The sequence below is a fragment of the Serratia sp. BNK-12 genome (assembly GCF_047456085.1).
In the GTDB taxonomy this organism is placed as follows: Bacteria; Pseudomonadota; Gammaproteobacteria; order Enterobacterales; family Enterobacteriaceae; genus Serratia; species Serratia liquefaciens.
Genome location: NZ_CP179896.1, coordinates 1,663,273 through 1,689,824, shown reverse-complemented (window position 1 = coordinate 1,689,824; position 26,552 = coordinate 1,663,273). Strand labels below are relative to the sequence as shown.

Here is a 26,552-nt window from a genome sequence, read left to right as displayed (position 1 = left end):
AGGCCAAAGCGTGGCGGTGCTTAAGGTTATCCTTCCCGGTTGTACCCCGCGCAGAAAAACTTTTCGGCCAGGCGGTTGCTGCCGCCGCTGAAGAACTCACTCATCATCTCGCCGTTAAGATCGTAAGCTCGGCAGAGCAAGCCGGCCTCGAACGCAGCCTGATTTTCGTCACCCAGGCTTTCCGCCAGGTGGTGCGCATAGCCCAATACAAAGCCACGTTTGTAGTCACAACAGAAACGGGACAGTTGCGCAGCAGGCTTGGCGTCCCGCGCGGCTAACCCGGCCATCAGCCCCTTACCGAAGTGATTGTCCATGTACCCTCTCCTAATTTTCAACAATCGCTATATAAAATATTATATAGCGATCATCGCACTCATGGACATACTCACAAAGTTTTACCTCATCTACACAAGGCAATAAAAAAGCCCGCAGAGGGAACCCTGCGGGCCGATCAGTCTCAGAAAAAGCGATTACAGGGTAAAGTTCAGCCCTTCCACCACCGTCTGCTCCAGCGGCAAACGCCCTGAAGGGATCTCTTTTTGCTGCAGGAATTCAGGCAGCAGGGATTTGTCGCCCGCCTTGCCGATCGCCACCATGCCATGCACCTGATAGTTATCCGGCAGGTTGAGCGCAGCCTTGATTTTATCGTGGTGAACGCCGCCCATGCAGTGGGTCAGCCAGCCTTTCAGATGCGCCTGCAGCGCCAGATTGGCCCAGGCAGCACCGGTATCAAAGGAATGACTTGGGTTATCCACTTCCTTCTCGCCGTTCAGGCTGGTCGTTTTCGAAATGATCACCACCAACGCCGAAGCGTGCTGCGCCCAGCCGCGGTTGAATTCAATCAGGAAGTCCAGGTAGCTGTCCCAACTGGCCGAACCGTGCTTGCTATAAGCGAAGCGCCACGGCTGGATGTTATACGCCGAAGGCGACCAGCGTGCCGCTTCGAAGAAGCTCAACAGGGTCGTATCGTCGATAGGATCATTCGCCAGCGCGCGCGGCGACCAGCGTTCAATAAACTGCGCATCAATCGGGTGATCGGAAACTCTTGGCTGGCTCATGGACATCTCTCTCATGGGAATGGAATACCAAATTTATCCAATATTCCCATGCCGCACGCCAGAAAAACTTTTATTTTGTGCTGTTCATCAGCCGCCAAGTTCCTGCTGTAGCCAGTCGAGGAATGCCCGTACCGGCGGGTGCCGTTCACGCCCGGGTACACACAACGCGGTGTAGGCCGCTCCCGGCACGCGAATATCCGGCCGATAGGGTACCAGCAAGCCATTACGCACCTGATCGGACACCATTACCGAACTGGCCAGCACCAACCCCTGCCCGGCTACCGCCGCTTGCAGCGCATAATGCTCTTCATCATAGGCCCGTAGCGTCGTGTGGCGCTGCCACCAATCGACCCCGGCAGCCAGGCACCAATCGCGCCAGCGGGTTTCGTAGAGGGTGGAATCCCGCCAGCGCACGGTGATCAAGGTTGGCGCAGGTTGCTCCGCCGCACAAAACCCCGGGGCGCCGTAAACGCCAAAACTCTCTTCCAGCCGCGCCGCCTGATACAACTGCGGGTAGTTTGCACTGCTGTAACGAATAGCGATGTCTACGCTGGCGTCCTGCTGCAGATCAATCACCTCAGCGCAGGCCTCCAGGCGTACCAAATAGTGCGGATAGGCCTGATAAAAACGCCCCAGGCGCGGTACCAACCACAGCGCCGCGAAGGAATGGGTAACGGAAACGCACAGCGACCCCGCGCTCGGCGTCGGTCGCAGGGCATCCAGCACCGTTGCCACGTCGAGCAATGCGCCGTGCACTCCGGCGAACAAACGCTCGCCCTTTGGCGTCAACCGCACGCCCCGCGGTATCCGATCGAATAATGCAAAACCCAGTTGCTGCTCAAGCGCTTTTATCTGATGCGATACCGCCGTCGGCGTCACCGCCAACTCCAAAGCCGCCTGTTTAAAACTACGCAGCCGGGCGGCGGATTCAAAGGTGCGCAATGCGGTAACCGGCAGCGAGGCAAACATGGTCAGGGCTCCCTGCAGATGAATTGAACTCATCCTGAAAGAATAGCCGTCATTTGTCACCACAGCTTTATTCACCCTAAATTGATTCTCGTGTTCTACACCCCCATCAATGGAGAACGACATGAATTCATCTCATCAGTCAAAACGACTTATCGTCCTGGTTGGCAGCCCACGTCGCGACGGCAACAGTGCAACCCTGGCGCAGGCCATCATGGCGGGTGCCGCCGAGGCCGGCACCGACGCCAGCCTGTTTTTTTTAGACGATTACATCAACGGTTTTTTGGTGGATGAGCGCCACGCCACCCCGCCTGCCGACCGTTATGGCGAACTGTTCCTTGAGCATTTTCTGCCGGCGGACGCTGCGGTGTTCTGCACCCCACTTTACTGGTACGGCATGTCGGCGCAAACCAAAGCCTTTTTCGACCGCTCTTTCAGCTACTACTCCAGCGCCTACCCCGATGCGGAACAGGTGCATCAGCGTATGAGCGGCAAACGCATCGGGCTGGCGGTAGCCTCGGAGGAAACCTATCCCGGTGCCGCGATGGGGATTGTGCATCAAATTCAGGAGTTCAGCCGCTATTCGCATTCCGAATTCGTCGGGCTGGTTCATGGCGCGGGCAACAGCCGGGGCGAAATCAGCCGCGATCCGCGTAACCCGCTGCAAGCCGCCCGCGAGCTGGGGCGCGAGATATTCACTCGTCCCTATTCAGACTACCGAATGGATACGCCGCGCAGCCCGCAGGTTTGGCAAAACTGACGCTGCCCAGGGGTAGCCTTGCTGCCCCTTTATCAAGGTTGCGCAAGCATATGTAGCAAGATATTGCCGCCCATTGGCCCACCACAACAAACGTCATATGATGCCAGGGTTCAGATCGGCATGCCCATCAACCCAAAGCGGAACAAGATGTCAAAACAGTGGAAAATAGCGGCGGCCAACCTTGGCCTGCGGATGTATACCCGGCTGGGTGGCAACTTTAAGGATAAGACCCATTTTCAGCCTGAGCAGGTTTTTGAACGCATCGTGATTTTTTCCACCAGCGCCCTCGGCGACCTGATGTTTAACACGCCGGCGATCCGCGCGGTGCGTGAACGCTACCCGGCAGCAAACATCACCCTGATTTCCAGCCACAAGAACAAACAGTTGGTCGCGACCAGCCGCTGCTTTAATCAGGTTATTTATTGGGATCATAAAGCGAAAGACATGCTCGGTGTTATTCGCCAACTGCGCCAACACCGGCCTCAGTTGGCGATTATCCTGCACTCCAAATCCCCTTATGATGTGATGGTCGCCATTATTGCCGGTTGCCAATATGTCTTCAAAGACGCTTACGGTAATAAAGCCACCGGCATGGAGCCCTGGCTGTGTGGCGTGAGCCGCAGCACCGGCGGCCATCTGATTCAACGCAAGCTGGATCTGGTGGCTCAGTTGGGCTGCCAAAGCGACAACACCGAGATGTTTATTCCTGTCGAGTTTTCGCCAGTGGCTAAAGCCGCAGGAAAAATTTCGATCGGCTTGCAAATGGGCGCTTCTGAAACGCTGCGCTGCTGGCCGGTCGCGCAGTTTATTCGTCTGGCGAAACTGCTGCTGGCATCTTCGCCGCACCACCAGATTGAATTAATCGGCAGCCCCAAAGAACTGTCTATTGAACGGGCGTTTATGGCGGGGCTGACGGCAGCCGAGCAGTTGCGCGTGGTCAGCCATATTGGCAAAACCACCCTGCCGCAACTGCTGGCGGTGATGTCGAACATGCAGGTGCTGGTCACCGGCGACACCGGCCCACTGCACCTGGCCATCGCCCTGAAAACACCGACCGTCAGCCTGTTTGTTACCGCCAATCCACAGCACACCGGCCCCTATCAAAACAGTGAATTGCATCAGGTGATGTACGTCCCGGTGGATGAACAAAAGCTCAATGCCGCGCAACGCCAACAGCCGCTCAGCATCATCACTGAAAATGAGGTGTTTGAAAAAGTGACGAACGCGCTGAAAATTAGCGCGCCGGTGGGCTAATCAGCGGAGGCTGGGCAAAGACCATCGCCAGCGGGAACCAAAACAGGTACCAAAACTCGGCTGGGTTCGCGATGACAAACATGCCCTGTGAACAGTAGAAAATCAGCATAAACAGGTACAAAGCCGCTTCCAGGCGGCGACCGGCCCGGATATGACGCACGGCCAGCTGTGCGCCAAACGTCAATAAAGCGGCAAACAGGCAAAACCCCACCAACCCGCCTTTGAGCAACGCTCCCAAATACAGGCTATGGGTAGTATGAATAAACTCGCCGGTGTAATTGGTAAAGGTCAGCTGCTTATCAAAGCCATAGCCAAAGAACGGTGCCTGTTCGACCAGCAACAGGCTGTGCCGCCAAATGCTCATCCGCACAAAGCTCTGTTGATACAGCTCTTCAAAACGCGTAATCAACATTTCACCGATTGGTGAAAACAGCACTGCACCCACGGCAAATAACACCGCGGCCGCAATGGCCAGCAGCGATTTTTTATTCAGCGCCAGATAGGAGGTGGTTAACGCCAACGCCGCCAATAAGGCCATCAGGGGTCCGCGACTTTGGGTGAACACCATAAAAGCGAACAACGGCGGGATCGCTGACAGCGCCCTTTTCTTCCCGGTATCACGGAACACCATCAGGCTTAGAATGATGCCCAACGCCGCATAGCCGGCCAGGTCGATCACGTTGCGCGGGCCAGGGTTGGCTCCGGAAGTTTCTCGGAGAGAATAAATTTCCCGGAAATCAACGCACGCCAGATACAAACACAGCAGCGTGATGCCGGCGATCACGGCGCAAAGCAGCAGGTTGCGCTCCGGACTTTCCAATACGGTGACCAGCAAGGCCAGATAGAGCAGGATATAAACGCCGTGCGTCAGGGTAGATGCCGTATCATCCGGCGTGCCGCCCCAAAGATTGCTGACGGCATAATAGGCAAGAAAGCAGGCTACCAGCGCCATTCCCGCGCTTGCGGCACGCCGGTTAAGCCAGGCCGAGCGAACTCCGGGGCGTGTGGCCAGCGTCAGCAGAAAAAAGAATGCCGCGAGGTGGAATAAATTATTGACCCGGGTAAAACCGCAAAAAATGGCGCTAAAAAAAGAAAAGGCCAGCATGGCGTAAAAAGAGAGTCGTTCGGTGAACTCAATTATTTTTGAAAAAATCATTACTATCAACCTTTTCAAAAATACCGGTATCTATTGCGCTGTTTAATGAAAAGTTTCTAATCACCATTTTTCTCATCTTCATTCTCTCACCGGCATGGCTAAATGCCGGAATAATCAGGTCATCGACCTTCTCCGGCAAAAATGTCGGCAGCTTGTTTTCATGAGTTTCATAAAAACGCGGCAAATTAAAGTTATTCATATCCAGCCCGGCAATAAATAGCTGTTTAAACCCAAGAAAGGCAATGATCTGAAAAGCCCAATACACTACCGTGCCGGCATCAAAAACTCCGTGTCGAATATCGTGGCTGAAGGCGATGGTTTTGTTGCCAGGCGAGAAAAAAACGCTGCGGTCTTTGTGATAATGGTCCCACAATGCCGAGAGAGGAATTTGGGGGCTGTAAATTTTGCAGCTCGCGTCCTCAACCACTGAAAACCGGCATTTCACGCCTGCCAGGGTGAAGCAATCAATAATTTTCGCCACGCCGTGAACCGTGGTGAAAAGGATTAAATCCGGCGCCTGAATAATGTTTTCGATAATATCCGGCCGCCGATCGATAAACCCCATATCGACAATCACATAAAACCGAAAGTTAACCTTTTGGCTTAGACTAAAAGCCCCATTGACCCCGATGGCCGGCATCTCAGGCAGTTCACTAAAGCGAATGGCATTCACCGACGGCCCCGTAGCGGTCAATAATATGGGCCCCTTGCAGCTGTCTTTAACAGCTGACAGCGTCACTATAGGAACAGTCTGCTTTTTATAATGTAATTCGGCAATCTCGCCGCTGTCTGCACGTTCGATTTTTACGTAGGGCCAGAGATTTTCATTGTGCCGATAAGGCCGTGAATGAGAATAACGATACACCTGCTTAAGAAAACTGCCCATCGTATCCCTGCCCTGTAAAAATGTATTTGCGCCGAACAGAACTGTCCTGACCGCATTAGATTTATTGTAGGGCTGAGTATCTGAGCATTAATGAACATGGGCAATTATTGCATTTTGAATTCTTCGTAATGTTAACGAAAAGAGGTGTGTGGATTTGTTAACCGAGTTAAAAACCTGTAGGGAACGGTAATAATTATTCTTTAATTGCCTAGGGGCGCATACTTTCGCCCCATTAACGTGGATTGTGCTAAGGGTTATTTATAGATCGTCGAAAGGCTCGCCGAGCGTCAGCATCAGCCGATTGGCCCAGGCGAAGAACGCGGTCGATTGCACCAGATCCAGCAACGCCAGTTCGTCCAACCCTTGCTCGCGCAATGCCGCCAGATGCCCGGCATTGACCTGTGGCGGCGTGGCGGACAGCGCAGCGGCGAAGTCTATCTGAGTCCGCCACGGCTCCCCTTGCCCCTCGCTCAAAATGCCGCCCGGGGCCACATCCAGCAGCCGCTGTACCTCATCCGTTTGCTTGGACAACTGCGCCGCCTTGCGGGCATGCACCGAAGCGCAATAGATGCAGCCATTCACCTTACTGGCCACCGTTGCCGCCAGCTCGCGATCCTTACGTTCCAACCCACCCGGCGTGTAGAAAATGGCGCGATCCGCCAACGTTCTCTGCTCCAGCACCGGATGGTTACGCGCCAGCAGGCGGAAATAATCCGAGTCGCTGTGCCCGAAGCGCGTCAAAAGCGCCTGGCCTTGCTCATCAAACTCTGCCAGCGGCTTGGCGGCAATCCAGGGCTCCCAACCCAGTTCCTGGCGGGTAAACACCGGTGGTGCGTGGCGGCCGCCAAGAGTCACGGATTCGGTACGCCACCCGCCAGCCCTGACGGGTGCTCCGCCGGAGCTTTCGAGTGGTTTTCCTTCAAGCAGCCGATAACCCGTCAGCAAGCGGCTCTGAAAACTAACAAAGGCGATCAGCTGCGACAGGGTGACGATAGCGTCCAGCGTCCAGCCGGCCTGTTGCAATGCCTGCAAATGCTGCGCGTCGGCGCTGGCGGGTTTGAACGCCAGCCTTTCGGCGTGATCGAACGCTGCCTGCAAATGCGGGCCAGGCTGAACGCCCCTCTCCTGCTGCAACAAGGTGCCGTAGTGTGCAGCAAGCAGCTTGTCCGCATGCCATTCGCTGATGCGCTGCGCGAGCTGCAACCGTTGCGCGACGGGGAAATCGCCGGCATCAGCGGGGGAGAACAGCGCCAGATAGCTGGCCTGAATCGCATCTGTCGCCGCTTGTCGGGTAGCTCTGGCCTGAGCCAATGCAGAATTGGGGGCGATCTCTGCCAGCTCAGCCAGCAAATCTTTAGAGAGCAATGTTGCAGTCATACCTTTTCCTCAGCGTGATGTTCGTAGGAGACGGATGCGGGATTGCGGCGTTGCCAGCCCAGCTCCGGGGCAACGTGGCGGGCGATCAATTCAATAGAACGCAGGATGGTGGCGTGCGGCGGATCGATAGAGTGCACCTGGAATGCCAGATCGGTCACTCGCGCCAGCGCGCTGTCTTTTTGCAATGAAGCAATCACCTGCTCCGGGGTGCCAAGGTGCACGTCAAAGGCGCGGATCAGCCCATCAAGCGACTCGTCGGTCGGCCGGTGGCCACTGGCGCGCAGGCGATCAAGTCCACGGCTCAACCCTTTGGCGGCAAAGTCCCGCGCCTGTTGGCCATGGTCGGTTACCAATGCGGTGCGCGATCCCATGATGCGCGGCGCAATGCCGGGCGGCAGCGCCGCCAGATAAGCGTCGATAATCGGGTTCTGCAATTCGTCCAGCGGCAAATCCGGCGCATCTGCCGGGCGCGGCTGAGTACGCGACAGCATCAGGCCGTCACCGGCCCGCCCGGCGCGCTCGCCGCCTTCCACCGAAAAGGTCGCCTGCCAGACCCGTTCGGCCAACTGCGGTGCCGCCGGATACAGGCGGTTATCTTCGCCACCCAGGGCCTCACCGCGCCAGGCTCGCAGCAGGGTGCTGAAATTGTCGGCAAACACCGCGTGACGCTGTGTGGCGTCGAAACCGAAGGCGCTGAACGAAGAAGGCGTGCCGCCTGCAGCGATACCGACTTCCAACCTGCCGTCGGACAGCAGATCCAGCACCGCAGTGTCTTCGGCCACCCGAATCGCAGACTCCATCGGCAGCGTGATCACCCCGGTGCCGAGCCGGATATGGCGGGTTCGCGCCGCCACCTGCGCCAGAAACACCAGCGGTGAAGGCAGGCCGCCCTCGTCCTCATGAAAATGGTGCTGCGCCACCCAGGCGCTGTCAAAGCCGGCCCGTTCGGCATGCACGATCTGTTCGGTCGCCAGCCGATAACGCTGCTGCGCACTGCCCTGATCCAGCAGCCGGGTGAAAAAACCGAGTCTTTTACTGCTCATAGAATGCATCCTCAATCTGGGGCTGTTCGGCATAAAGCTGACGGCCGGGAATGGCTTCAATCAGCTGACGTGTGTAATCGCTGCCCGGCATGGCGAACAGCTCACCGGTCGCCCCGCTGTCCACCTGCACGCCGCGGTGCAACACCGAAACGCTGTGGGAAATCTGCCTGACCGTGGCCAGGTCGTGTGAGATAAATAAATAGGTCAGCCCCAATTCCTGCTGCAAATCCTGCAGCAACCGCAGGATCTGCGCCTGAACCGTGACATCCAATGCCGAAGTGGCTTCATCCAGCACCAGTACCCGCGGCTGCAGCACCAGCGCCCGGGCGATCGCCACCCGCTGTCGCTGGCCACCGGAAAGTTCGCGAGGTTTACGGCTCAGCAATTCGTTCGGTAGCGCCACGCGTTCAAACAAATCTCGCACCCGGCGATAGCGCTCGGCCTGGGTCAGCGGCTCGAAATTCAGCAGCGGCTCTTCAATCACCTGATACAACGTCTGGGACGGATCGAGCGAACCGAATGGGTTCTGATACACCAGCTGAATGCGGCGGCGGAACTGGCGCAGCGCTTCGCCCTTCAAGCGCGTAAAGTCGACGCCGTCGATAATGATTTGCCCGGCGTCCGGCCGTTGGAAACCGAGCAGGCAGCGCGCCAATGTGGTTTTACCGGAGCCGGACTCCCCCACCAGCGCATGGGTAGTGCCGCCAGGCACGCTGAACGACACCTGGTCCAGCGCCCGATAAGTTTTGCCACCGCTACCGGCCAGGGGGAAATCTTTCACCAGCCCATTGACCTGGATCGCCAGCTCCTGCGTGCGGTGACCGGGTTGCGGCGCCACTGCACGGCTCAATGAGGGCACGTCAGCAAACAGCCGGCGGGTATAGTCGCTGGCGGGGGCGCGCAGCACCTCGGCAGTCACTCCCTGCTCCTGTACCCGGCCATGGCGAAATACCAGCAGCCGATCGGCGCGTTCCGCCGCCACCGCCAGATCGTGGGTCACCAGCAGCACCGCAGTGCCAAACTCCTGCCGCAGTTCGTCGATCAGATCGAGAATGCGTTTTTGCACCGTGACATCCAGCGCACTGGTCGGCTCATCGGCGATAATCAACGCCGGTTGCAGCGCAATGGCAATGGCGATCAACACCCGCTGTTTCATGCCGCCGGAAAGCTCGTGCGGATACTGACGCGCCCGCAGCTCCGGATGCGTCAAACCGACGCGGGTCAACAACGCCACCACCCGCTGCTGCAGCTGCTTGCGCGGCAGCCGACGGTGAATGTTGATGATCTCTGCCACCTGATCGCCAATGGTTTTCACCGGATTGAGTGAGCTGGAAGGATCTTGTGGGATCAAACTGATTTGCGCCCCGCGTACCGCATCCAGACGCTTTGATGACCAGTGGCTGATGTCGGTGCCGTTCAGCCGTATTGCCCCCTGCTCCAGGCGACCGTTTTCCGTCAGCAAACCAATGATTGCCTGCGCGGTGGTGGTTTTGCCGGAACCGGACTCGCCGACCAGCGCCACCACTTCCCCAGGCTGAATGGCAAACGACACCTGATGCACCACCCGCTGATTGCCAGCCGCGCCCTGATAGGCGATCGAAACCTGTTCCAGCTCCAGTACCGGTGGTGTGGCGCTCGCCCGTTGTAATGCGCTCTGAATACTCATACTGGCGTTCTCCCCAATGCGCGGCTGATGCGGTTGGCCGCCAGAACCACCGCCACGACCGCCAGCCCCGGGAAGGTGGTTAGCCACCAGGCGGTGGAAATATAGTTGCGCCCTTCGGCGATCAGCAGCCCCCACTCTGGCGTCGGCGGTGGCGTGCCGTAACCCAGGAAGCTCAAGGTAGCAATCGCCAGAATCGCGCTGCCGAACTGCAATGCCGAGAAGGCAATTACCGAGGTTAACGAGTTCGGCAAAATGTGCCGCCACAGCACCGCCCAGAAGGTACCGCCGCTGCCATAGGCCGCCTCGACGTAATCGCTGTGGCGTACCCGTACCACCTCGGCGCGCGCCAGGCGGGCAAAGTTCGCTACCGAGGTAATCCCCACCGCGATGGCGGCATTTACCGTGCCGAAGCCCAGCAAAATAATGATGCTCAACGACAGCAGCAGACCGGGAATCGACAGCAACACGTCGACAAGGCGCATCACCGCGTCATCCGCGATGCCGCCCACCGCACCGGCAATCAGCCCCAGCGCGGTGCCCAACAGCAGGCCTAAAGCGACCGCCACCAGCGCGGCGGACAGCGTCTGCGAAGCGCCATAAACAATGCGCGCATAGAGATCGCGCCCCAGTTGATCGGTGCCCAACCAATGTTCGCCCCCCGGTGCCAAACGCTGCGCCCCGGCAATGCCTTCGGTGCCGCTGTAGGCCGTGAACAGCTGCGGTGCCAGCGCCCACAGCACCGCGATGGCAATCACCGCACAGGCCAGCAACAGCGTCAGCGGTACACGACGGCGGCGCGGACGGTGCGTTGGCAAAGTGCCTTCGCTTTCCACCGCGCCCAGATCGCGCTCCGGCACGCTGGATTTCTCAAAGGAGATACTGCTCATACGGCGGCTCCTGTATGGGTTTTCAATCGCGGATCCAGCAGCGGGAACAGCAGATCCACCAGCAGATTGAGGGTGACGAAAGCGGCGGCGGAAATCACCACGATCGCTTGCAGCACCGCGACGTCCTGATTCAGCACCGCCTGCAAGGTGAGTTGCCCCAGCCCGCTGCGGCCAAACACGGTTTCGGTAATCAACGCACCGGCGATCAGTTCGCCGAGTAAAATACCGGCGATGGTCAGCACCGGCAGCATGGCGTTACGCGCCACGTGCCGCCACAGCACCCGGCTGCGGCTGGCGCCTTTGGCACGGGCCACGGCGACAAAGGGTTGGGTTTGTACCTGGTCGATACTGCGGATCAAGATCTGCGCCAGCGGGGCGGAAATCGGTATTGCCAGCGTCACAATCGGCAGGATCAGCCCTTCCCACTCCCCCGGATTGATCACCGGGATCAGCTTGAGCCGAAAAGAAAACAGCTGGATCAGCACAATGCCCAACCAGAAAGTCGGCACCGAGACAAACAGCGATGGCAGCGACTGCAGCAATGACCTCAGCCAGCCAAAGCGGGTCAAATTGGAGATAAAGGCCAACGCCAACGCCAGGATCAGCGCCAGCGAAAACCCCAATAGCGCCAGTTGCAACGTGGCGGGCAAGTTGGTGGCCAACAGCTCCGTCACCGGCACGCCGGCCTGAATGGAATAGCCGAGGTCCCCGCGCAGCACGTTGCCCAGCGCATGCAGATACTGCTGCCACAGCGACACATCGGCGCCATAGGCCGCGCGCATATCGGCGATCTGCGCCGGGCTGAGGCCCATGTCCGGATTCTGAAACTTAATCAGAATGGCATCACCCGGCAGCACCTGCAGTAAGATAAACGACAGGCTAAAGGTCGCCCACAGCACCAGCAGCGCCTGCCCGATACGCCGTGCCAGATATCGGCTCATCATGGTCTCCTCAGCGTTTTTCCAGCCATGCGCCGTAGAAACTCGGGCGGCCGACCGCTTCAAAACTTACGCCCTTGAGATAAGGCGCTCCGGCAAATACCTGCGGCTCTTCGAAGAACGGGATCACGTAGGCCTGATCGAGCAGGTAGTTTTGCGCCTCGCCGGCAATCTGCAGGCGTTTTTGCGCGTCCACCTCTGAAGCGATGCCCAGCAGCAGCGCGTTCAGCTTGTCATCTTTAAATGCGCTGTTTTTGCCCGTCCCGCCTTGCTGTAACAGCGCATCGCGGTTGGTTGGGTAGAACTGACTTTTAATCACATCCGGATCGGCCCGTCCTACTTCCACCACCGCCGCCGGGGTTTTCTGCGGATCCAGGTTATCCGCCACCTTGCTGCCGGCGTCGCCCGCCAGAATGTTCAAGCGCGCGCCAACTTTGCCCCACTGCTGCGAAACCAGCTGCAGCACCGCCTTGTTCTGCGGTTGCGGCAGCGATTCATAAACGTTCAACAACAGTTTTTTGCCATCCTTCTCACGCAGACCGTCGCCGCCCTTCTTCCAGCCGGCTTCATCCAGCAGGCGGTTAGCCAGATCCGGGTCGAATTTCAGTTTGGCGGAAAGGTCGACAAAACCGGCGGCGGAAGAAGCAATCACCGATTTGGCCTGAGGATAGTTAACGGAGAACAGCGTCTCGACGATCTGCTTGCTGTCGGTGGCGTGCAGCAATGCCTGACGCACGCGCAGGTCGCTCACCAACGGGTTGTCCGGCCGGAAGGCCACGCTGTCATTGACGCCGCGCGTTGGGGCGGCGTAGATAGTGAAACCCTGATCCTGGGTTTGTTTCTCGTCATAGGCCTGGATCTGGCGAATAAAGTCCGCCTGCCCGGCCTGCAATGCGCCAATACGTACGCTGTCTTCGCCGGTCACGATCACCTTGATACCGTCCAGATTGGCGCGCCCCTGCTGCATCAGCCTGGCCGGGCCCCAGCGGTAATCTTTGCGCACGCTGAGATCCACTTCGCGCCCCAGCGTTTCGGCACTGACCACGAATGGGCCGGAGCCGATGATATGACGCGCGTCACCCAATTCGTCATAATTACGGTTTAAGGTGCTGAGAGAAACCAGCCCTGACCCTATGGTGGCAGTACCCTGCAGGAAACCCGGCGAAGAGCGCTTGAAGTAGAACTTCACGGTCAAGGGATCGATCACTTCACTGTGGTCATAGTTATTGATCACCTCGGAGACCGGCAGACGTTTCTCTTTGTTGCCCAGGCCATAGGTATCGAAGTTCTTCGCCACCGCGTTGGCGTCCAGCGGCGTACCGTCCGAGAAGGTCACGCCCGGCCGGAGCTTGAAGGTGTATTCGGTTTTGTCGGCGTTACTGCTCCAGGATTCGGCGATCCACGGCTCAATCTCCAGCGTTTTGGGGTTCTGGTAGGTCAGCTTGTCGGTGATCTGGTTGAGGATGCCGCCGTTGGGGTAGAAGCCGCCGGAAGGCGGATAAAGGTTGGTGTGCGCCTGCTGTTCCAGGTAGATCAGCGTGCCGCCCTGCATCGACGCCAGCGCCGGAGTAGCCGCCACCGTCAAGCCCAATGCCACTGTTATTCCGCTGGTTAATCTATTGAAAGAGAACTTAAACATAGTGTGCCACGCCTTCTTTATTTCGGAATGTTATGGATTAGATAACAAACCAAATCGGCGGGGAGTTGAACGAACTAATTTCGCTAACCTATGGCGGAAAATGCACAAGGCAGCGACGGTTGGCAGAATGGGTGTTTTGTTATAACGTATCAGAAATCACATCGGGGAGACGAAAATGAAAATTCAGCTTTCGCTGTTGTTCCTTGGCCTGTTGGCCGGTCGGGCCGCCGCGTTTCAGTCCAAGGTGCCCGAGCCAAGGCCTGAACAGGCGCGCGCAGCGGAAAACAGCCTGGAGAATATGTTTTACGGTTTTCACGCGATGGACGCGCAACCGGTCAATATCGGTACCTGCGCCGCGCTGCCGCAGGCGGGATGCCAGTGCGCGTTCTGCACCATGCTGCGGCAGGCCGGGCCGGCGAAATAGCCGCCCGGACGACGTTTTAATCTAGCGCGTACTGCACAATCAACTGGCCTTTTTTCACTTTGAGCGCCGTGATGTTTACCGCGCCCAGCTCAGCCAGCGAGGGCACATGGGTACCGCCGCAGCCATAGGTCGGGAGTTCGCCAAATCCCACCTGCCGCAGGCCGTCAACCGCCACCTGTCTGCGCGGAAGGTCTGCCGCAATCAGCCTTGCCAACTCCGCCTGAAGAAAATCCTGATCCAGCGTTTGTGGCTCCGCGCCCGGTGTGAAAGTGATCCGCCCTTCGCCCGGCCAGTGGTGCGCCTTCACCGGTTGCCAGCCGCGGGTTTCCCCCAGCCAGCCGATCAGATGCCCGGCGGAGTGCCAACGGGTATGCAACCGCCGCTGTTCACCATCAACCTGCACGCTCACCGGCCCGGCGGCCAACGGCTCGGCGGTGAAATGCAGCACCTTGTCGCCCTGCTGCGCCACGCGTAGCACCGGGATGCCACCAAGCTTACCGCCGTCGGCCGGTTGTCCGCCGCCCTGCGGGTGAAACAATGTGGCGTCCAGCTCTATCGCGTATCCACCCTCTTCCATCGGGGTACAGGCCAGCACCTGCGCTGCGCCCTGTAATTCGTCGCTGTAATAATAAAGCCGTTCGGTCATGGTTTTTCTCCTGATTAGAGAGCCCATTATATTCATGCCATAATCAAAGGATAATCCGTCAATAACACAATGGACCTTTGCGCTGTGAGCACAAATCTCTCTCATTCGCTGCTGGCCGAAATGGCCGTGTTTGTCCAGGTGGTGGAGAGCGGCAGTTTTTCCGCCGCCGCCCGTCGACTGGGCACATCCCCCTCTGCCGCCAGCCGCAGCGTGGCTAAACTGGAACAGGCGTTAGCATTGCAACTGCTACACCGCACCACGCGCAAATTGCGGCTAAGCGAACAGGGCGAAGAAGTATTTCAACGCTGCCGCAGCATGCTGGACGCCGCGCACTCGGTGATGGAGTTCAGCGGGCGCGGTGCAGTAGAGCCTGAAGGCTTGGTCAGCGTCAGCGTGCCCAAGGCGGTAGGGCGCTATGTACTGCACCCGCATATACCGGCGTTTTTACGCCGCTATCCCAAAGTAGACGTTCGCCTGCGGCTGGAAGACCGCTATATGGATTTGATTGATGATCGGGTCGATCTGGCGCTACGCATTACCGAACGCCCTTCCCCTGGGCTGATTGGCCGCCAACTGATGACCATCGACCACCTGCTGTGCGCCACACCGGCTTATCTGGCACAGCAGGGAACGCCGCAGCATCCGCAGGATTTGGCGCAGCATAGCTGCATTTATCTGGGTGAAACGCCGAACGACGCCCGTTGGAAATTCCGCCAGGCCGGGAAAACGGTGACGGTCAACGTACGTGGGCGCTACGCCGCCAACCATACCGGCGTGCGGCTGGATGCGGTGAAACAGCACATTGGCATTGGCAGCCTGCCGTACTTTACCGCCCGTCAGGCGCTGGACGACGGCGAAGTGGTGCAGGTGCTGCCGCAATGGGATTTCCTCAGCAGTTACCACGGCGGGCTGTGGTTGCTGTATGCCCCCAATCAGTACCTGCCTCCCAAGCTGCGGGTGTTTATCGACTATCTGGTGGCCTGCCTGGCGAAAGAGCCGCAGCTAAAGCGCCTTGCGTAAGGTGATATTGATACGGTGCGGCCCCACCAGCGAATGGTAGCCTTCCTTGATCGGCATAATGCCGTGAAAACACAGCCGCGACGGGCCGCCCCACACCACCACGTCGCCGTGCGCCAAAGGAATGCGCTGGGCCCGATCGCTACGTTGCATGCCGCCGAACTGGAATACCGCCGGCAGCCCGAGGGAAACGGAAACGATCGGCGAACCGAAATCATGCTCGTCTTTGTCCTGATGCAATGACAGCTTGCTGCCCGGATCGTAGCGGTTCATCAGGCAGGAATCCGGCACAAACGGGGCAAAGCCCGCCTGCTGTGCCGCTTCATCCGCCAGCGCCATCAGGATATCCGGGATCGGCGGCCAACGTTTGCCACTGCGCGAATCGCGCTCCGAATAGCGGTAACCGCGGCTGTCGCTGCTCCAGCCGTTACCGCACCAGCTCATCGCCACCGACATCACATGACCGCCCGGCGTAGTCATGTGCCGCCAGGGCACCTGAGCAATCACCCCATGCACCGCCGCCAGCAGTTCTGGGCCGTGATCGCGCACAAAACCGTGCATCACCACCGCGCCTGGCGCAATCTGTTCCCGCCACGGCGGCGGCACGGAGTCTTCAAAAAGATCGAGGGTCATGACAAAACACCTGTATTAATACACAGTATTTATTTTAACTTGCCGTTGGCGATTGTCCAGCCTGATGCGCCGCATTGTTGTTAGCGCTAAACTTCTCTAGAGTACCGGCAATAAAATCAATAACTTTTCAGGATCGCATGTGATTAAAGGGATCGTTCTTTCCGTCATCGCCTCGGTATTGTTCGGCGTGATGTATTACTACACCTCTACCCTGACCCCGCTTGACGGTGAGCAAGTCTTTGGCTGGCGTACCCTGCTGACGGTGCCGTTTTTGACGCTGTTTATGGTGCTTTCCGCCGACTGGCGCAAGGTCAGCGAGACCTTGAGTTGGATAAAACAGCGGCCGCGCCGCCTGCTGTTTCTGCCGCTGAGTTCGGCGCTGCTGGGGGTTCAGCTCTGGCTGTTTCTCTGGGCACCGCTGCACGGCAAGGCGTTGGAGGTATCCCTCGGCTATTTCCTGCTGCCGCTGACCATGGTGCTGGCAGGACGCCTGATCTTCCGCGATCGCCTTTCGCTGCTGCAAAAACTGGCGGTCAGCTGCGCCATTATCGGCGTCGGCAACGAGTTGTATCAGGTCGGCGGCGTGTCCTGGACCACCTTGCTGGTGGCGCTGGGCTACCCGGTGTACTTTATCCTGCGTCGCCGTTTCGGCACCGACAACCTGGGTGGCTTGTGGTGTGAGCTAACGCTGATGCTGCCGGTCGCCGCCTGGTTCGCTTTCGGGGGCAACGGGCCACTGGCGGCGTTGAGCATCAGCCCGGCACTTTATTGGCAAATCCCGCTGTTGGGGGTGATCAGCGCCGCTGCGCTGGTGTGCTATATCCTGGCCAGCCGTCTGCTGCCGTTCAGCCTGTTCGGCCTGCTGAGCTATGTGGAGCCGGTGCTGTTGGTGGTGGTGGCCTTGCTGCTTGGCGAGAGTATCGGCCGGGATGAATGGCTGACCTATATTCCTATCTGGCTGGCGGTGCTGCTGTTGGTGTCGGAAGGGGCCAGCCACCTGCTGCGCCGCAGGCGAATCCACCGGAAAATGTGACAGTGCAACGCCGAATTCTTGGCTTTATTTTATTGATTTATAAATAAATAAAAGTTGTGACATCGTCACCTTGTTGCCAGTAACGGCCGCAGAAACGGCGACCTGCATGGCACTGCGGCGTAAGGGTTTTGAGCAGTTCCAATTCGAACGTCTGTCGTTGCGTATCCAGCGTGACCAGGCGTGCGTCAAGAAAGTCAAAATAGCAGCGCACCTGCGGATATAGCGCTTTGAACAGGCTCTCTTTGGCGGAAAAGGCCAAGGTCAGCAGGTGGTTAAATGGCTGTAAATGAGCGTGCAGTTGGGCAGATTCCGCCTCGCTAACGATCGCTCGCTGCAGCTCCTCCGCACGCGCGGCGGGAATGAGCGTTTCAACGTCCAGCCCCACGCCGCCCACCCCGGTTTCCGGATGCACCGCGCAAAGCGCTGTGCCTGCATTATGACTGAGCGCACCGGCGATACCCTGCGGCCACTGCGGTGCCCGGTCTTCGCCGCGCAACAGCGTGAAATCCGCAAAACCCAGCGGTGCCAACAAGGTCCGCGCCAGATAACGCCCGGCCAGATATTCCGCCCGCCGCTTTGGCACCGCACGCGCCAGATGTTCGGGGAGCGCCATGCCAATGGCAGCGAAACAGTCATCCTGGTAGTGCGCCACAGAAAAGCGGCAACGGGCAACCTGCCCCGGGTAATCGTCCAGGTTCAACCGTTCAAAGGTGGGAATAAAAGAAGAGAACACGGGTTGTCCATATTGGGTGTGCAGAACGCTAATTTTAGACGCCGAGCTCCTGAGCAACAATGATTATTCCTCTCCCCCGTTACCGAGGGAGAGGCACGACAGGATTACAGAATCCCTTTCATGGTTTTTTCGAAGTCGCTCCAGGCGCAGTAGCCCTGCTTATCGATTGGACAGCCTTTTAACGCCATCGTCACGCGCTGTGGCGGGGTTTTCAGCGTCAGCGGAGTGGCATTGCGCAACTGGTCGGTGGATTGATACACGTACTCGATTTTCAGCAAATCGCGATCGTTTTTCTTATCGTGCCAGCGCTGGAACACCAGCTTGCCGCCAATCGGCGTTTTCTCATATTGATGCGGCAGTTGGTACGGCTTGAACTCCATCGCCGACAGCAGAGAGGCAATGTTGGAGTCGTGACCCACCAGCACCGTTACCTTCGGTGAATCCGGCTTGCGTTCGCCAATCAGTGCGCCGTTGATATACGTCAGCAGCGGTTTGGCCACGTTTTGCGCCACTACCGGCGAGGTAAACAGCGAATCCTGATAGCCGTCCTTCAGCTGCGCCAACTGTTTCCACTGCTGTGGCGTGGTGATTTTGCCCCAGGCCACGTCTTTCATCGGGAAGCCTTCGTAATATTGCAGCATAAAGGCGTCCACCAGCGAGTTCCCTACCCGCAGCGGCCCGGCCACACCCGGCTCTTTGCCCGGCACTGCGCTCATTTTGCTGGCTTCTTTGGTCAGATCGCAGTGTTTGTCGGTTTTACAGGCGCTGGAATCTTTGTAATCGATGATTTTTTCTAATTGCTTGTAGGAGGCGTCCAGCTTCAACGAGGCCAGTTCGGCGTTCATTGCCCCCAGAGCCTGCTGATTGAAAGCTTCGCTGTTGTCAGTGATGATCGGGTTGAAGGTGGGATCCATCTCCCCCATTTTGTCCTGATGATGCACGCTGACGTCACAACCGGGGAAAGCACCGTTGGTAAAGAACTGCGCGGTCGCCACCGTGCGTTGCAAACTGTTGGCATAGACGTAAACGCTGCCGGCGGTCGGGCAGCCTTCCTGCGGCAATACTCCGGTTTGCTTGAGCCACGCATTGAAGTAGTGGCCCATATACACTTCCAGCACCCCGCCCTTGGTGGTCAGCAGACCACCCGGCGTGTCCCAGGCCGGCCAGGCTTTAGGGGTGGACTGCGCCAATACGCTGCCGTTGTTGGCCAGCGGCGCACGCAGGTTATGGCGGCTCATCACCAGCACCTGATCCAATTGATAGTCGTTGGTTTCCGCCAAGGCAGTCCCGGTCATAAATAACGGCAAGCACAGCAATAAAGTTTTTCTTTTCATCCGCAGAGGCTCCAGGATTGTGATTATTTTTAATGTGTTAGCTATTGCTTCGCTATCATGGAGAGGTTAACGCCGAAAGTGTGTGATGAGCATCACAGGGAAAGGTCTGCTCAGCGGCCCTTCGCCGAGGGCCGCTGATAATTTAGAAAATCACATCCACAAACGCATGATCGGCCAGCCGATCAACAACAGCGCGGCGATGTACACCACGCCCAGAATACCGCCCATCCGCCAGTAGTCTTTCGACTTCACGTAGCCACAGCCGTAGATGATAACCCCAGGACCGGTGGCGTACGGCGTCAGCACGCCCATGATGCCGATCGACAGCACCAGCAGCATCGACAGCTGCTCCATAGGCACGCCCGGCAGGCCTTTACCGACGGCAAGGATCACCGGCAGCAGGGTTGCAGTGTGCGCCGACAGGCTGGCGAACAGGTAGTGAGCGAAGTAGAACACCAGGACCAGCGCCACGACCGTCATATCCGGCGAGAATCCGTCCAGATGGGTGCTCATGGTCAGCGCGAACCAGTCGATAAAACCGGAGCGCGTCAGGCCATTGGCCATCACTACCAGCGTCGCCAGGTTCACCAAGGTGTTCCAGGCGCTGGAATATTTAGTGATGTCCTTCCACGACACTACGTGCAAGGCCAGCATTAGCGATACCGCCAACAAACAGACCGTGGTGGCATCCAATATCTTGCCGCCAAACACCCACAGACACAGGCTGAGCAGCACCAGGCCAATCAGCGTGTACTCCTTGCGCGTCAGCTTGCCCATTTCCCCCAGCGCGCTATTGGCCCAGGAAGCGACTTCGCTGCTGTGCGTAACGCCCGGTTTGTACAGGTAATAGGAAATCAACGGCGCAATTACCAGCAGCAGCAGGCCGACCGGCAGGAAGGCCAGGAACCACTGCATCCAGCTGATATGCACGCCGGCGATTTTGCTGACGAACTCGATACCCAGCACGTTAGGCGCGGCGCCGGTGACAAACATCGAGGAGCTGATGCTGGTCCCGACCACCATCATCCACATCAGGTAACCGCCGATGCGCCGTGAGGAGGGATCGTTGGGGAAGGAATCAAACAGCGGCGGCAGATTTTTCACCACCGGGAACACGGTGCCGCCGGTACGGGCGGTGTTGGACGGGGTAAAAGGCGCCAGCAGGATATCGATGATCACCACCGCATAACCGAGCGTCAGGGTACGCTTGCCCATAAACTTCACCAAAAACAGCGCAATGCGTCGCCCCAGCCCGGTGGCTTCGTAGCCGAGCGCAAAGATAAATGCGCCGAACACCAGCCAAACGGTGGTGCTGGAGAATCCGGCCAGTCCCCATTTCAGCGCCTCTTTACCGGCCTTGAAGCCCGGCTCCGCTAATTCCTGCGCCCCGAACAGCACCCAGTTGGAGCTCAGCACGCTGAGGGTCACGGCGATAAAGCTGATCGCCGTCGCCGGGATCGGCTCCAGGATCATGCCGACAATCATCGCCACAAAAATGGCGAAGTAGCGCCAGGCCTGCGGCGGCATGCCGTCGGGCGTGGGTATCCAGAGCAGGATCGCCAGCACCAACAGCGGCGCCAGCGCTTTCCAGATTTTTTCCTTGGTTTCGGACATAAGTTTCTCCTGAAGACGGGTTATTTTTTTAGCTATGCCCTAGGGATTCCAAGTTGTGGCTTGAAAGGCAGCGGGCTTAGTGGAATTCGGTAATTGCGCCAGCAGCCAGGTGACGATCAACAGATCGGCACTGCCGCCTGGGCTGAGATTGCGGTGAATGCACTCGACGTCGAATTGCCGCAGGCGTGCTATACCCTGCTTGCCCTGGGCTCCCCCCTGCGCCAGCAGTTCGCCGGCACGCCACTGCAACCAGCGCAGGCCTTCGAGACCGCCGCGTGAGGCGACGTTGGTGTCATCGTTGTTGGCCATTAGCCACAGCAGGCTGTCCATCAGCGCCGTTTGCTCATCGCACCCGTCGTTTAGCCGTTGCAGGTACAGCGGCAGCGCACCGTTAATCACCCGCTCGAAGCCGGACTCTGCCTCGCCGCGCGCGCCGCTCAGGCCGTGTTGGGCAAACAGCCTTTGGCCGGCGGTCTGCAACGCATTGCGCTGTTGCAGCTCGCGTGCCACCAGCCCACGACACATCGACGCCACTTCGGCGCACAGCGTGGCGGCGTCAATAGGCTGCGGCCTCTGGGACAGGCGGCCGAAAGCGGTGCACAACAGGCCGAGGGAAAATACGCTGCCTTTATGGGTGTTGACGCCACCGGTGGCCTGGAACATGTGGTTTTCGCAGGCCAGCCCCAGCGGACGCAGCCTGACCAACTGCTCGGCAGCCGGGCAACGGGCGTCTTCCTGCCCCTGGCGGACAAAGCGCGGCAGCCAGATGCCGATAGCGCGGGCGCTGCGGTAAAAATGGCCGATGTTCATGTCCCGGTGGGCACCGTTGTTGTGGCGATCCACCAGCCCCGGTTTGGGCGTCAGGTTCACTTCGACCAACAGGGCGCGGTAGGCGGCATGGGCAAAGCCACTGACCGGCGCCGATGGGCTACACCGGGCGAGTTCAACGGGTTGAGAGCGCATCATTGAGCATCCTTTCCATTTCCTGCAGCAGCTGTTCGCTGCTGTGTCGCCGCTGACGGGCGCAGATTTTGGCCGGCTGGCTGCACAGCAGGCAGCGGCGCTCCGCCAGCCCCAGATCGCGGCGCGATAAAATACGGCCCTCTGGATCCAGCACGTCGATATCCCACAGCCGACCTATCGGCTGCTGAACCTCCAACTGCATGGCGCAGTCTTTCACCCGTTGGGCATCGGCCTGCAGCGCCATAAACCCTTCACAACCGGTGGAAAGCGCCAGCGCTTCCGCCTGCAGGCAGTGCCAGTTTTGCTCACGCCCCATTTGCTGCAGCGCCTGCCAGCCAAGGTTGAAGATGTTGCGGGTCAGGGCACTGTCTTTTACCGCACCGGGCACCACCAGCGTCAGCACCAGCAATGTGGAAGCATGCTGAGCCTGCCACGCCTGCTGCCGTGCCTGGCGGCACTCGCGGCTGGTCAGCAGTTCCGGCAGGCTGACGGCGCGGTTGGCGGCCAGTTCAGGAGGGACGCAGGTCATCACGTTACTCCGCCACCTGATGCACCACGTCGATCACCGAACCGTCGCGATAACGCACGACCGCCACCACTTTGTCGGTGAAGGCGATCGGCTGCGGTTCGCCGGTCAGCAACAGCGCACGCTGGCGCAGCCAGTCGATGCCAACCACCGGCAGCCCGGCCTCTTGCAGCCGCTGCGCCAACTCCGGCCGCGCCGGGTTGACGGCAATACCGTGATCGGTAACCAAAATGTCGATGCTGGAGCCCGGCGTGACGCAGGTGGTCACCTGCTCGACCAGCGTTGGAATGCGCCCGCGCACCAGCGGTGCGACGATGATCGCCAACCGTGCCGCCGCGGCGGTGTCGCAGTGACCGCCAGAAGCCCCGCGCAGCACGCCGTCGGAACCGGTCAGCACGTTGACGTTGAAGCCGGTATCGATCTCCAGCGCGCTTAGCACCACCACGTCAAGCCGGTCGACCGAAGCGCCCTTCGAACTGAAGTTGGCATACTGATTGGCGCTGATTTCAATGTGATTGGGATTGCGCGCCAACGACATCGCCGCCGCGCGGTCAAAACTCTGCACGTCCAGCAGGCGAGCAATCAGCCCTTTTTCATGCAGATCCACCATGGTTGAGGTAATGCCGCCGAGGGCGAAACCGGCGCGAACGCCACGCGCGCGCATTTTGTCTTCCAGAAAACGCGTCACCGCCAACGAAGCCCCGCCGGTGCCGGTTTGCAGCGAGAATCCTTCGGTAAAGAAGCCGGAACCGGCAATCACTTCGGCAGCGCGGCGGGCAATCAGTAATTCACGCGGGTTAGAAGTCATGCGGGTGGCATCGGCACCGATCTTGTCGGCGTCCCCCACTCGCTCGAGTTGAACGATCAGATCGACCCGATCCTGCGCCAGGCTGGCCGGATGATGCGGATAAGGCAGGATCGCTTCGGTCAGCAACACCACGGTGCCTGCGGTATCGGCATCCACTTTGGCGTAGCCCAACGAACCGCAGCAGGCTTCGCCGCTGTAGCCGTTGGCATTGCCAAATTCGTCGCAGGCCGGAACCCCGAGGAAAGCGACGTCTATCGCCAGTTCACCGGACTCGATCAGGTTGACGCGGCCACCGTGGGAGTGAATTTGTACCGGTTCGGCCAGCAGGCCGCGTGAGATGGCATCCGCCAGCGGGCCGCGCAGGCCGGAGGTGTAAATGCGGCTCACCACCCCGTTGCGGATATGGCCGACCAGCGGCGCATGGCATTCGCTCAGCGAGCTGGAGGCCAGCGTCAGGTTGCGGAACCCCATCGCCGCCAGCGTTTCCATCACCTGATTCAGCGCCAGATCGCCGCCGCGAAACGCATGGTGGAAAGAGATGGTCATTCCGTCCTGCAAACCGCTGCGGCGTACCGCCTGTTCCAGCGTGTCGCAGCGTTTGATATCGCGCGGCTTGCGCGCCTGCAGGTTGGCCTTGGAGGCATCCTGATAGCAGCGCAGGTCCGCCAGGTTGTTCAGGGTCATCAGTCGTTGTTGGCGTTTCATTATGCTTCCTCTCCGTGCTGAACCGACGCTTCGCGGATGCCGGAAAGCGCTGCGCGTTGCAATACCAGCCGCGCGCGTTCAATCACCGGGCTGTCGACCATCTTGCCGTTGAGCGACACTACCCCGCGCCCTTCCTGCTCTGCCGCCGCCGCGGCATCCACCACCCGCTGGGCGTGAGCCACTTCTTTGGCGGTTGGCGCATACAGGTTGTGCAGCAGTTCAATTTGCCGTGGGTTAATCAGGGATTTACCGTCGAAGCCAAGCTGTTTGACCAGCGCCGCTTCCTGCAGGAAGCCGGTTTCGTTATTGGCATCGGAATACACGGTGTCGAACGCCTGAATGCCCGCGGCACGCGCCGCCTGTAATATCGAGCAACGCGCAAACAGCAGCTCAATACCCTCCGGCGAACGTTCGGTACGCAGGTTGCGCACGTAGTCTTCCGCGCCGAGCGCGATGCCGATCAATCGCGGTGAGGCATGGGCGATGGCGACCGCCTGGGTGATCCCCGCCGCCGACTCAATCGCCGCCAGCAGGCCGGTACTGCCCACCGGACGCCCGCAGTCGGCTTCGATGGCGGCAATTTCGCGATCCATATCCACCACGTCCTGCGCGCTGTCGGTTTTCGGCAGGCGCACGATGTCCGCCCCGCCGCGCACTACCGCCTGCAGATCCGCCAGCCCGTAGGCGGAATCCAGCGCGTTGACGCGCACAATGGTTTCCACTTCCTGATACAGCGGGTGTTGCAACGCGTGATACACCAGCCGCCGCGCGGCGTCTTTTTCGCGCAGGATCACCGAGTCTTCCAGATCGAACATCAGCGCATCGGCCTGATAGATAAAGGCGTTGCTCACCATGGCCGCATTGGCACCGGGCACGAACAGCATGCTGCGGCGCAGACGGTATTTATTCAGCGTTTTCATGATGCGCCCCCCATGGCAGTAGACCGTTGTCGCTGGCGCGCATCAGCGCGGTTTCCAGCCGGGCCCGCAGCACGCAGTCGAGCGCGCCTTTGTCGTCCACCATCACCTGCACCGGCTCCACCTGATAACGTTGCAGCACCTCCAGCAACGTTTGGCGGATGGCTTCGCCGAACTGTTTCTCTACGCTGCTGGCGATCAGCAGATCGTGTTCCGGCCCCTCGGCGGGGGCGATGCGCACCATGACATCGCTGGATTCCAGCGTGCCGGCCATTGCTTCTCGGATAATTTTCATCTTTCACCTGATTGTGCGGATTCAAAGGGGTGTGCCGCCGGCTTGGCCCGGCGCTGCGTTTGCAAATCTTGCAGGTAATACAGGGTGTCCGGCGGCACCAGCGGCGCGGCGGCGTGAAAGTCCCCGGCGGCCAGCAGCTTGCGCACCCAGGAGGCGGAGATCGCCGTGCCCTGATATTGCAAACGTTCGATTTCTACCAGCGCGATTGGCGGGCTGGGTAGCGCCGGGGTTTCCAGCCAATAACGCATATCGCGGTTGTACTTGGCGGTGACCGCGCAGAAAGGCTCGTTGCCGACGAAGCGGTGGGTAATGCCCAACGCGGGCGCCAGATACTGACGGAAGATCTTCAGATCGATTTCGGTGTAGCAGTCGTCGGCAATACCTTGATCTTTAATGAAGTAACAAGGGAAGGTGGCGCGTGAAATGACGTATTGCGACCCTTCATGCACCGTCAGGTTAGGAATGTCTGCGGTGCCCGCCAGCACCAGCCGCCGCCGATCTTCATAGCTGAAGCGCGAAGTATTTTCCTTGACCAAAAACAGGTGCAGCCAGTCGCATTGCGCAGCGGCCTGGCGCACCAGGTATTGGTGGCCGCGGGTAAAGGGGTTGGCGTTCATCACGATACTGCCGATGGTGGTGCCCGGCCGGCGCTGGCCCGCTAACTGAGCGGCATAGCGTTTCAGCCGGCACGGGCTGTTTTCCATCAGCACCACGATGCCCGGCACCCGGGCGATGGGGTAGAAACCGCATTGCTGGAACAGCGGCTCATTTTGGATTTTGGTGTAGATAAACAGCTGGGTGTGATGGCGTTCATAAGCCAGATTCACCAGCTCCGTTGCCAACGTCAGCCCCAAACCTTCGCCGCGCATTTGCGGGCTGATGGCGACGCACTTGATAATATTGTCGGCAATGCCGCCGCAGGCGACCAACTTATCGTTTTGCGTCACGGTAATAAATATTTCAACCGTGGTGTCAATATTCAGATCGTTACTGCGCAGGAAAGCATTAATCTGCGCGATACTTTTATGATCGGACCTTTTGACTCGATTAAATAGGGTGTCGCCCAACATAACACGCTCTCTGGGTTAACTATTAAATAACAAAATAAATACAAAAAAGAGTGTCAATTAACATTTATTACAGGAATTAAAACCTTAAAAACCATGGAGATAAATCCGCCAAGGACACTTAATGAAACAATGGTAAACAGAAAAAAATAGCGAATTATTGACCTATTTCACAAACCCCTTTCGGTTAATAAGTTATTTAATGTT

Annotated in this window: 27 protein-coding genes; 5 read left to right on the top strand and 22 right to left on the bottom strand. The window is 58.7% G+C overall.

Translation table 11 applies throughout. From position 1 onward, the window contains the following. Positions 1-26: 26 nt before the first annotated feature. The 3 genes from ACMGG1_RS07635 to ACMGG1_RS07625 all read right to left on the bottom strand — a co-directional run bounded on the left by ACMGG1_RS07635 (position 27) and on the right by ACMGG1_RS07625 (position 2,027). Positions 27-314, bottom strand: coding sequence for a DUF2623 family protein (locus tag ACMGG1_RS07635; protein ID WP_116690176.1), 288 nt, complete (start codon positions 312-314; stop codon positions 27-29). A gap of 156 nt (positions 315-470) precedes the next feature. Beyond that, positions 471-1,058, bottom strand: coding sequence for a nitroreductase family protein (locus tag ACMGG1_RS07630; protein WP_020827689.1), 588 nt, complete (start codon positions 1,056-1,058; stop codon positions 471-473). A gap of 87 nt (positions 1,059-1,145) precedes the next feature. Further along, a complete protein-coding gene (locus ACMGG1_RS07625) occupies positions 1,146-2,027 on the bottom strand; it encodes a LysR substrate-binding domain-containing protein (protein ID WP_201896449.1) in 882 nt (293 codons plus the stop codon). A gap of 121 nt (positions 2,028-2,148) precedes the next feature. Between ACMGG1_RS07625 and ACMGG1_RS07620 the strand changes: the two genes are divergently transcribed. Both ACMGG1_RS07620 and ACMGG1_RS07615 read left to right on the top strand, forming a co-directional pair. After that, positions 2,149-2,784 carry a flavodoxin family protein gene (locus ACMGG1_RS07620; protein ID WP_020827691.1) on the top strand — a complete coding sequence of 212 codons (636 nt, stop codon included), beginning with the start codon at positions 2,149-2,151 and terminating at the stop codon, positions 2,782-2,784. 147 nt (positions 2,785-2,931) lie between these two features. Further along, positions 2,932-4,038, top strand: a complete 1,107-nt coding sequence (locus ACMGG1_RS07615; protein ID WP_259217823.1) for a glycosyltransferase family 9 protein — start codon at positions 2,932-2,934, stop codon at positions 4,036-4,038. Here the strand turns inward: ACMGG1_RS07615 and ACMGG1_RS07610 are convergent. The 8 genes from ACMGG1_RS07610 to ACMGG1_RS07575 form a co-directional block, all read right to left on the bottom strand. Continuing rightward, positions 4,019-5,194: an O-antigen ligase family protein gene (locus tag ACMGG1_RS07610; RefSeq protein WP_414161274.1), complete on the bottom strand. Its 1,176-nt coding sequence runs from the start codon at positions 5,192-5,194 to the stop codon at positions 4,019-4,021. The genes ACMGG1_RS07615 and ACMGG1_RS07610 overlap by 20 nt on opposite strands. Further along, positions 5,172-6,080: a sugar glycosyltransferase gene (locus ACMGG1_RS07605; protein ID WP_122079831.1), complete on the bottom strand. Its 909-nt coding sequence runs from the start codon at positions 6,078-6,080 to the stop codon at positions 5,172-5,174. The genes ACMGG1_RS07610 and ACMGG1_RS07605 overlap by 23 nt, the downstream gene beginning before the upstream one ends. A 258-nt stretch (positions 6,081-6,338) precedes the next feature. Beyond that, the gene (locus ACMGG1_RS07600) at positions 6,339-7,457 is read right to left on the bottom strand and encodes an alkylhydroperoxidase domain protein (RefSeq protein ID WP_414161273.1); all 1,119 of its coding nucleotides are present in this window, start codon (positions 7,455-7,457) and stop codon (positions 6,339-6,341) included. Next, on the bottom strand, positions 7,454-8,500 hold the full coding sequence (locus ACMGG1_RS07595; RefSeq protein WP_414161272.1) for a putative FMN-dependent luciferase-like monooxygenase: 1,047 nt from the start codon (positions 8,498-8,500) through the stop codon (positions 7,454-7,456). Before ACMGG1_RS07595 ends, ACMGG1_RS07600 begins: the two co-directional genes overlap by 4 nt. Continuing rightward, complete coding sequence (locus tag ACMGG1_RS07590; RefSeq protein ID WP_414161271.1) at positions 8,490-10,166, bottom strand: dipeptide ABC transporter ATP-binding protein; 1,677 nt, start codon at positions 10,164-10,166, stop codon at positions 8,490-8,492. The genes ACMGG1_RS07595 and ACMGG1_RS07590 overlap by 11 nt, the downstream gene beginning before the upstream one ends. Then, the gene (locus ACMGG1_RS07585; protein WP_414161270.1) at positions 10,163-11,053 is read right to left on the bottom strand and encodes an ABC transporter permease; all 891 of its coding nucleotides are present in this window, start codon (positions 11,051-11,053) and stop codon (positions 10,163-10,165) included. The genes ACMGG1_RS07590 and ACMGG1_RS07585 overlap by 4 nt, the downstream gene beginning before the upstream one ends. Further along, positions 11,050-11,994, bottom strand: a complete 945-nt coding sequence (locus ACMGG1_RS07580) for an ABC transporter permease (RefSeq protein WP_046373137.1) — start codon at positions 11,992-11,994, stop codon at positions 11,050-11,052. Before ACMGG1_RS07580 ends, ACMGG1_RS07585 begins: the two co-directional genes overlap by 4 nt. A 10-nt stretch (positions 11,995-12,004) precedes the next feature. Then, on the bottom strand, positions 12,005-13,630 hold the full coding sequence (locus ACMGG1_RS07575; RefSeq protein WP_414161269.1) for a TIGR04028 family ABC transporter substrate-binding protein: 1,626 nt from the start codon (positions 13,628-13,630) through the stop codon (positions 12,005-12,007). Positions 13,631-13,805: 175 nt separating this feature from the next. Here ACMGG1_RS07575 and ACMGG1_RS07570 point away from each other — a divergent pair, with 175 nt between their 5' ends. Continuing rightward, complete coding sequence (locus ACMGG1_RS07570) at positions 13,806-14,054, top strand: hypothetical protein (protein WP_048762549.1); 249 nt, start codon at positions 13,806-13,808, stop codon at positions 14,052-14,054. Positions 14,055-14,070: 16 nt separating this feature from the next. Here the strand turns inward: ACMGG1_RS07570 and ACMGG1_RS07565 are convergent, their stop codons facing one another. Then, positions 14,071-14,700 carry a serine-tRNA(Ala) deacylase AlaX gene (locus ACMGG1_RS07565; protein ID WP_048762548.1) on the bottom strand — a complete coding sequence of 210 codons (630 nt, stop codon included), beginning with the start codon at positions 14,698-14,700 and terminating at the stop codon, positions 14,071-14,073. A gap of 84 nt (positions 14,701-14,784) precedes the next feature. Here ACMGG1_RS07565 and ACMGG1_RS07560 point away from each other — a divergent pair, with 84 nt between their 5' ends. Beyond that, positions 14,785-15,720: a LysR family transcriptional regulator gene (locus ACMGG1_RS07560; RefSeq protein WP_201896224.1), complete on the top strand. Its 936-nt coding sequence runs from the start codon at positions 14,785-14,787 to the stop codon at positions 15,718-15,720. Here the strand turns inward: ACMGG1_RS07560 and alkB are convergent. Next, the gene (gene alkB / locus ACMGG1_RS07555) at positions 15,703-16,350 is read right to left on the bottom strand and encodes a DNA oxidative demethylase AlkB (RefSeq protein ID WP_020827704.1); all 648 of its coding nucleotides are present in this window, start codon (positions 16,348-16,350) and stop codon (positions 15,703-15,705) included. The genes ACMGG1_RS07560 and alkB overlap by 18 nt on opposite strands. 139 nt (positions 16,351-16,489) lie before the next feature. Between alkB and rarD the strand changes: the two genes are divergently transcribed. Next, positions 16,490-17,383, top strand: coding sequence for an EamA family transporter RarD (gene rarD, locus ACMGG1_RS07550; protein WP_122079838.1), 894 nt, complete (start codon positions 16,490-16,492; stop codon positions 17,381-17,383). A gap of 37 nt (positions 17,384-17,420) precedes the next feature. Here rarD and ACMGG1_RS07545 read toward each other — a convergent pair whose 3' ends face one another. From ACMGG1_RS07545 to citC, 9 genes are all read right to left on the bottom strand, one after another. Continuing rightward, the gene (locus ACMGG1_RS07545; RefSeq protein WP_273854377.1) at positions 17,421-18,116 is read right to left on the bottom strand and encodes a 4'-phosphopantetheinyl transferase family protein; all 696 of its coding nucleotides are present in this window, start codon (positions 18,114-18,116) and stop codon (positions 17,421-17,423) included. A gap of 104 nt (positions 18,117-18,220) precedes the next feature. Further along, a complete protein-coding gene (agp, locus tag ACMGG1_RS07540) occupies positions 18,221-19,450 on the bottom strand; it encodes a bifunctional glucose-1-phosphatase/inositol phosphatase (RefSeq protein WP_048762545.1) in 1,230 nt (409 codons plus the stop codon). A gap of 150 nt (positions 19,451-19,600) precedes the next feature. Further along, positions 19,601-21,064, bottom strand: a complete 1,464-nt coding sequence (locus ACMGG1_RS07535; protein ID WP_414161268.1) for an anion permease — start codon at positions 21,062-21,064, stop codon at positions 19,601-19,603. Between the two features lie 39 nt (positions 21,065-21,103). Further along, complete coding sequence (gene citG / locus ACMGG1_RS07530) at positions 21,104-22,027, bottom strand: triphosphoribosyl-dephospho-CoA synthase CitG (protein WP_414161448.1); 924 nt, start codon at positions 22,025-22,027, stop codon at positions 21,104-21,106. Then, the gene (gene citX, locus ACMGG1_RS07525; RefSeq protein WP_020827710.1) at positions 22,008-22,556 is read right to left on the bottom strand and encodes a citrate lyase holo-[acyl-carrier protein] synthase; all 549 of its coding nucleotides are present in this window, start codon (positions 22,554-22,556) and stop codon (positions 22,008-22,010) included. Before citX ends, citG begins: the two co-directional genes overlap by 20 nt. Before the next feature lie 4 nt (positions 22,557-22,560). Continuing rightward, the gene (gene citF / locus ACMGG1_RS07520; protein WP_044552441.1) at positions 22,561-24,066 is read right to left on the bottom strand and encodes a citrate lyase subunit alpha; all 1,506 of its coding nucleotides are present in this window, start codon (positions 24,064-24,066) and stop codon (positions 22,561-22,563) included. Then, the gene (citE, locus tag ACMGG1_RS07515) at positions 24,066-24,986 is read right to left on the bottom strand and encodes a citrate (pro-3S)-lyase subunit beta (protein WP_414161267.1); all 921 of its coding nucleotides are present in this window, start codon (positions 24,984-24,986) and stop codon (positions 24,066-24,068) included. The genes citF and citE overlap by 1 nt, the downstream gene beginning before the upstream one ends. Continuing rightward, positions 24,970-25,278 carry a citrate lyase acyl carrier protein gene (gene citD / locus ACMGG1_RS07510; RefSeq protein WP_048762543.1) on the bottom strand — a complete coding sequence of 103 codons (309 nt, stop codon included), beginning with the start codon at positions 25,276-25,278 and terminating at the stop codon, positions 24,970-24,972. Before citD ends, citE begins: the two co-directional genes overlap by 17 nt. Next, positions 25,275-26,348 (bottom strand): [citrate (pro-3S)-lyase] ligase, encoded by a 1,074-nt coding sequence (gene citC, locus ACMGG1_RS07505; RefSeq protein ID WP_020827714.1) that lies wholly within the window; start codon positions 26,346-26,348, stop codon positions 25,275-25,277. Before citC ends, citD begins: the two co-directional genes overlap by 4 nt. Positions 26,349-26,552: the final 204 nt, after the last annotated feature.

What these genes read in the sequence shown, in the direction of transcription:
- ACMGG1_RS07605 (WP_122079831.1), bottom strand. Translation starts at nt 6,080, where the DNA reads ATGGGCAGTTTTCTTAAGCAGGTGTATCGTTATTCTCATTCACGGCCT.
- citX (WP_020827710.1), bottom strand. Translation starts at nt 22,556, where the DNA reads ATGACCTGCGTCCCTCCTGAACTGGCCGCCAACCGCGCCGTCAGCCTG.
- ACMGG1_RS07590 (WP_414161271.1), bottom strand. Translation starts at nt 10,166, where the DNA reads ATGAGTATTCAGAGCGCATTACAACGGGCGAGCGCCACACCACCGGTA.
- ACMGG1_RS07600 (WP_414161273.1), bottom strand. Translation starts at nt 7,457, where the DNA reads ATGACTGCAACATTGCTCTCTAAAGATTTGCTGGCTGAGCTGGCAGAG.
- ACMGG1_RS07620 (WP_020827691.1), top strand. Translation starts at nt 2,149, where the DNA reads ATGAATTCATCTCATCAGTCAAAACGACTTATCGTCCTGGTTGGCAGC.
- agp (WP_048762545.1), bottom strand. Translation starts at nt 19,450, where the DNA reads ATGAAAAGAAAAACTTTATTGCTGTGCTTGCCGTTATTTATGACCGGG.
- ACMGG1_RS07635 (WP_116690176.1), bottom strand. Translation starts at nt 314, where the DNA reads ATGGACAATCACTTCGGTAAGGGGCTGATGGCCGGGTTAGCCGCGCGG.
- citG (WP_414161448.1), bottom strand. Translation starts at nt 22,027, where the DNA reads ATGCGCTCTCAACCCGTTGAACTCGCCCGGTGTAGCCCATCGGCGCCG.
- ACMGG1_RS07630 (WP_020827689.1), bottom strand. Translation starts at nt 1,058, where the DNA reads ATGAGCCAGCCAAGAGTTTCCGATCACCCGATTGATGCGCAGTTTATT.
- alkB (WP_020827704.1), bottom strand. Translation starts at nt 16,350, where the DNA reads ATGACCCTCGATCTTTTTGAAGACTCCGTGCCGCCGCCGTGGCGGGAA.
- ACMGG1_RS07625 (WP_201896449.1), bottom strand. Translation starts at nt 2,027, where the DNA reads ATGTTTGCCTCGCTGCCGGTTACCGCATTGCGCACCTTTGAATCCGCC.
- ACMGG1_RS07535 (WP_414161268.1), bottom strand. Translation starts at nt 21,064, where the DNA reads ATGTCCGAAACCAAGGAAAAAATCTGGAAAGCGCTGGCGCCGCTGTTG.
- citC (WP_020827714.1), bottom strand. Translation starts at nt 26,348, where the DNA reads ATGTTGGGCGACACCCTATTTAATCGAGTCAAAAGGTCCGATCATAAA.
- ACMGG1_RS07580 (WP_046373137.1), bottom strand. Translation starts at nt 11,994, where the DNA reads ATGAGCCGATATCTGGCACGGCGTATCGGGCAGGCGCTGCTGGTGCTG.
- citE (WP_414161267.1), bottom strand. Translation starts at nt 24,986, where the DNA reads ATGAAAACGCTGAATAAATACCGTCTGCGCCGCAGCATGCTGTTCGTG.
- ACMGG1_RS07585 (WP_414161270.1), bottom strand. Translation starts at nt 11,053, where the DNA reads ATGAGCAGTATCTCCTTTGAGAAATCCAGCGTGCCGGAGCGCGATCTG.
- ACMGG1_RS07565 (WP_048762548.1), bottom strand. Translation starts at nt 14,700, where the DNA reads ATGACCGAACGGCTTTATTATTACAGCGACGAATTACAGGGCGCAGCG.
- citD (WP_048762543.1), bottom strand. Translation starts at nt 25,278, where the DNA reads ATGAAAATTATCCGAGAAGCAATGGCCGGCACGCTGGAATCCAGCGAT.
- ACMGG1_RS07615 (WP_259217823.1), top strand. Translation starts at nt 2,932, where the DNA reads ATGTCAAAACAGTGGAAAATAGCGGCGGCCAACCTTGGCCTGCGGATG.
- ACMGG1_RS07570 (WP_048762549.1), top strand. Translation starts at nt 13,806, where the DNA reads ATGAAAATTCAGCTTTCGCTGTTGTTCCTTGGCCTGTTGGCCGGTCGG.
- ACMGG1_RS07610 (WP_414161274.1), bottom strand. Translation starts at nt 5,194, where the DNA reads ATGATTTTTTCAAAAATAATTGAGTTCACCGAACGACTCTCTTTTTAC.
- ACMGG1_RS07595 (WP_414161272.1), bottom strand. Translation starts at nt 8,500, where the DNA reads ATGAGCAGTAAAAGACTCGGTTTTTTCACCCGGCTGCTGGATCAGGGC.
- citF (WP_044552441.1), bottom strand. Translation starts at nt 24,066, where the DNA reads ATGAAACGCCAACAACGACTGATGACCCTGAACAACCTGGCGGACCTG.
- ACMGG1_RS07575 (WP_414161269.1), bottom strand. Translation starts at nt 13,630, where the DNA reads ATGTTTAAGTTCTCTTTCAATAGATTAACCAGCGGAATAACAGTGGCA.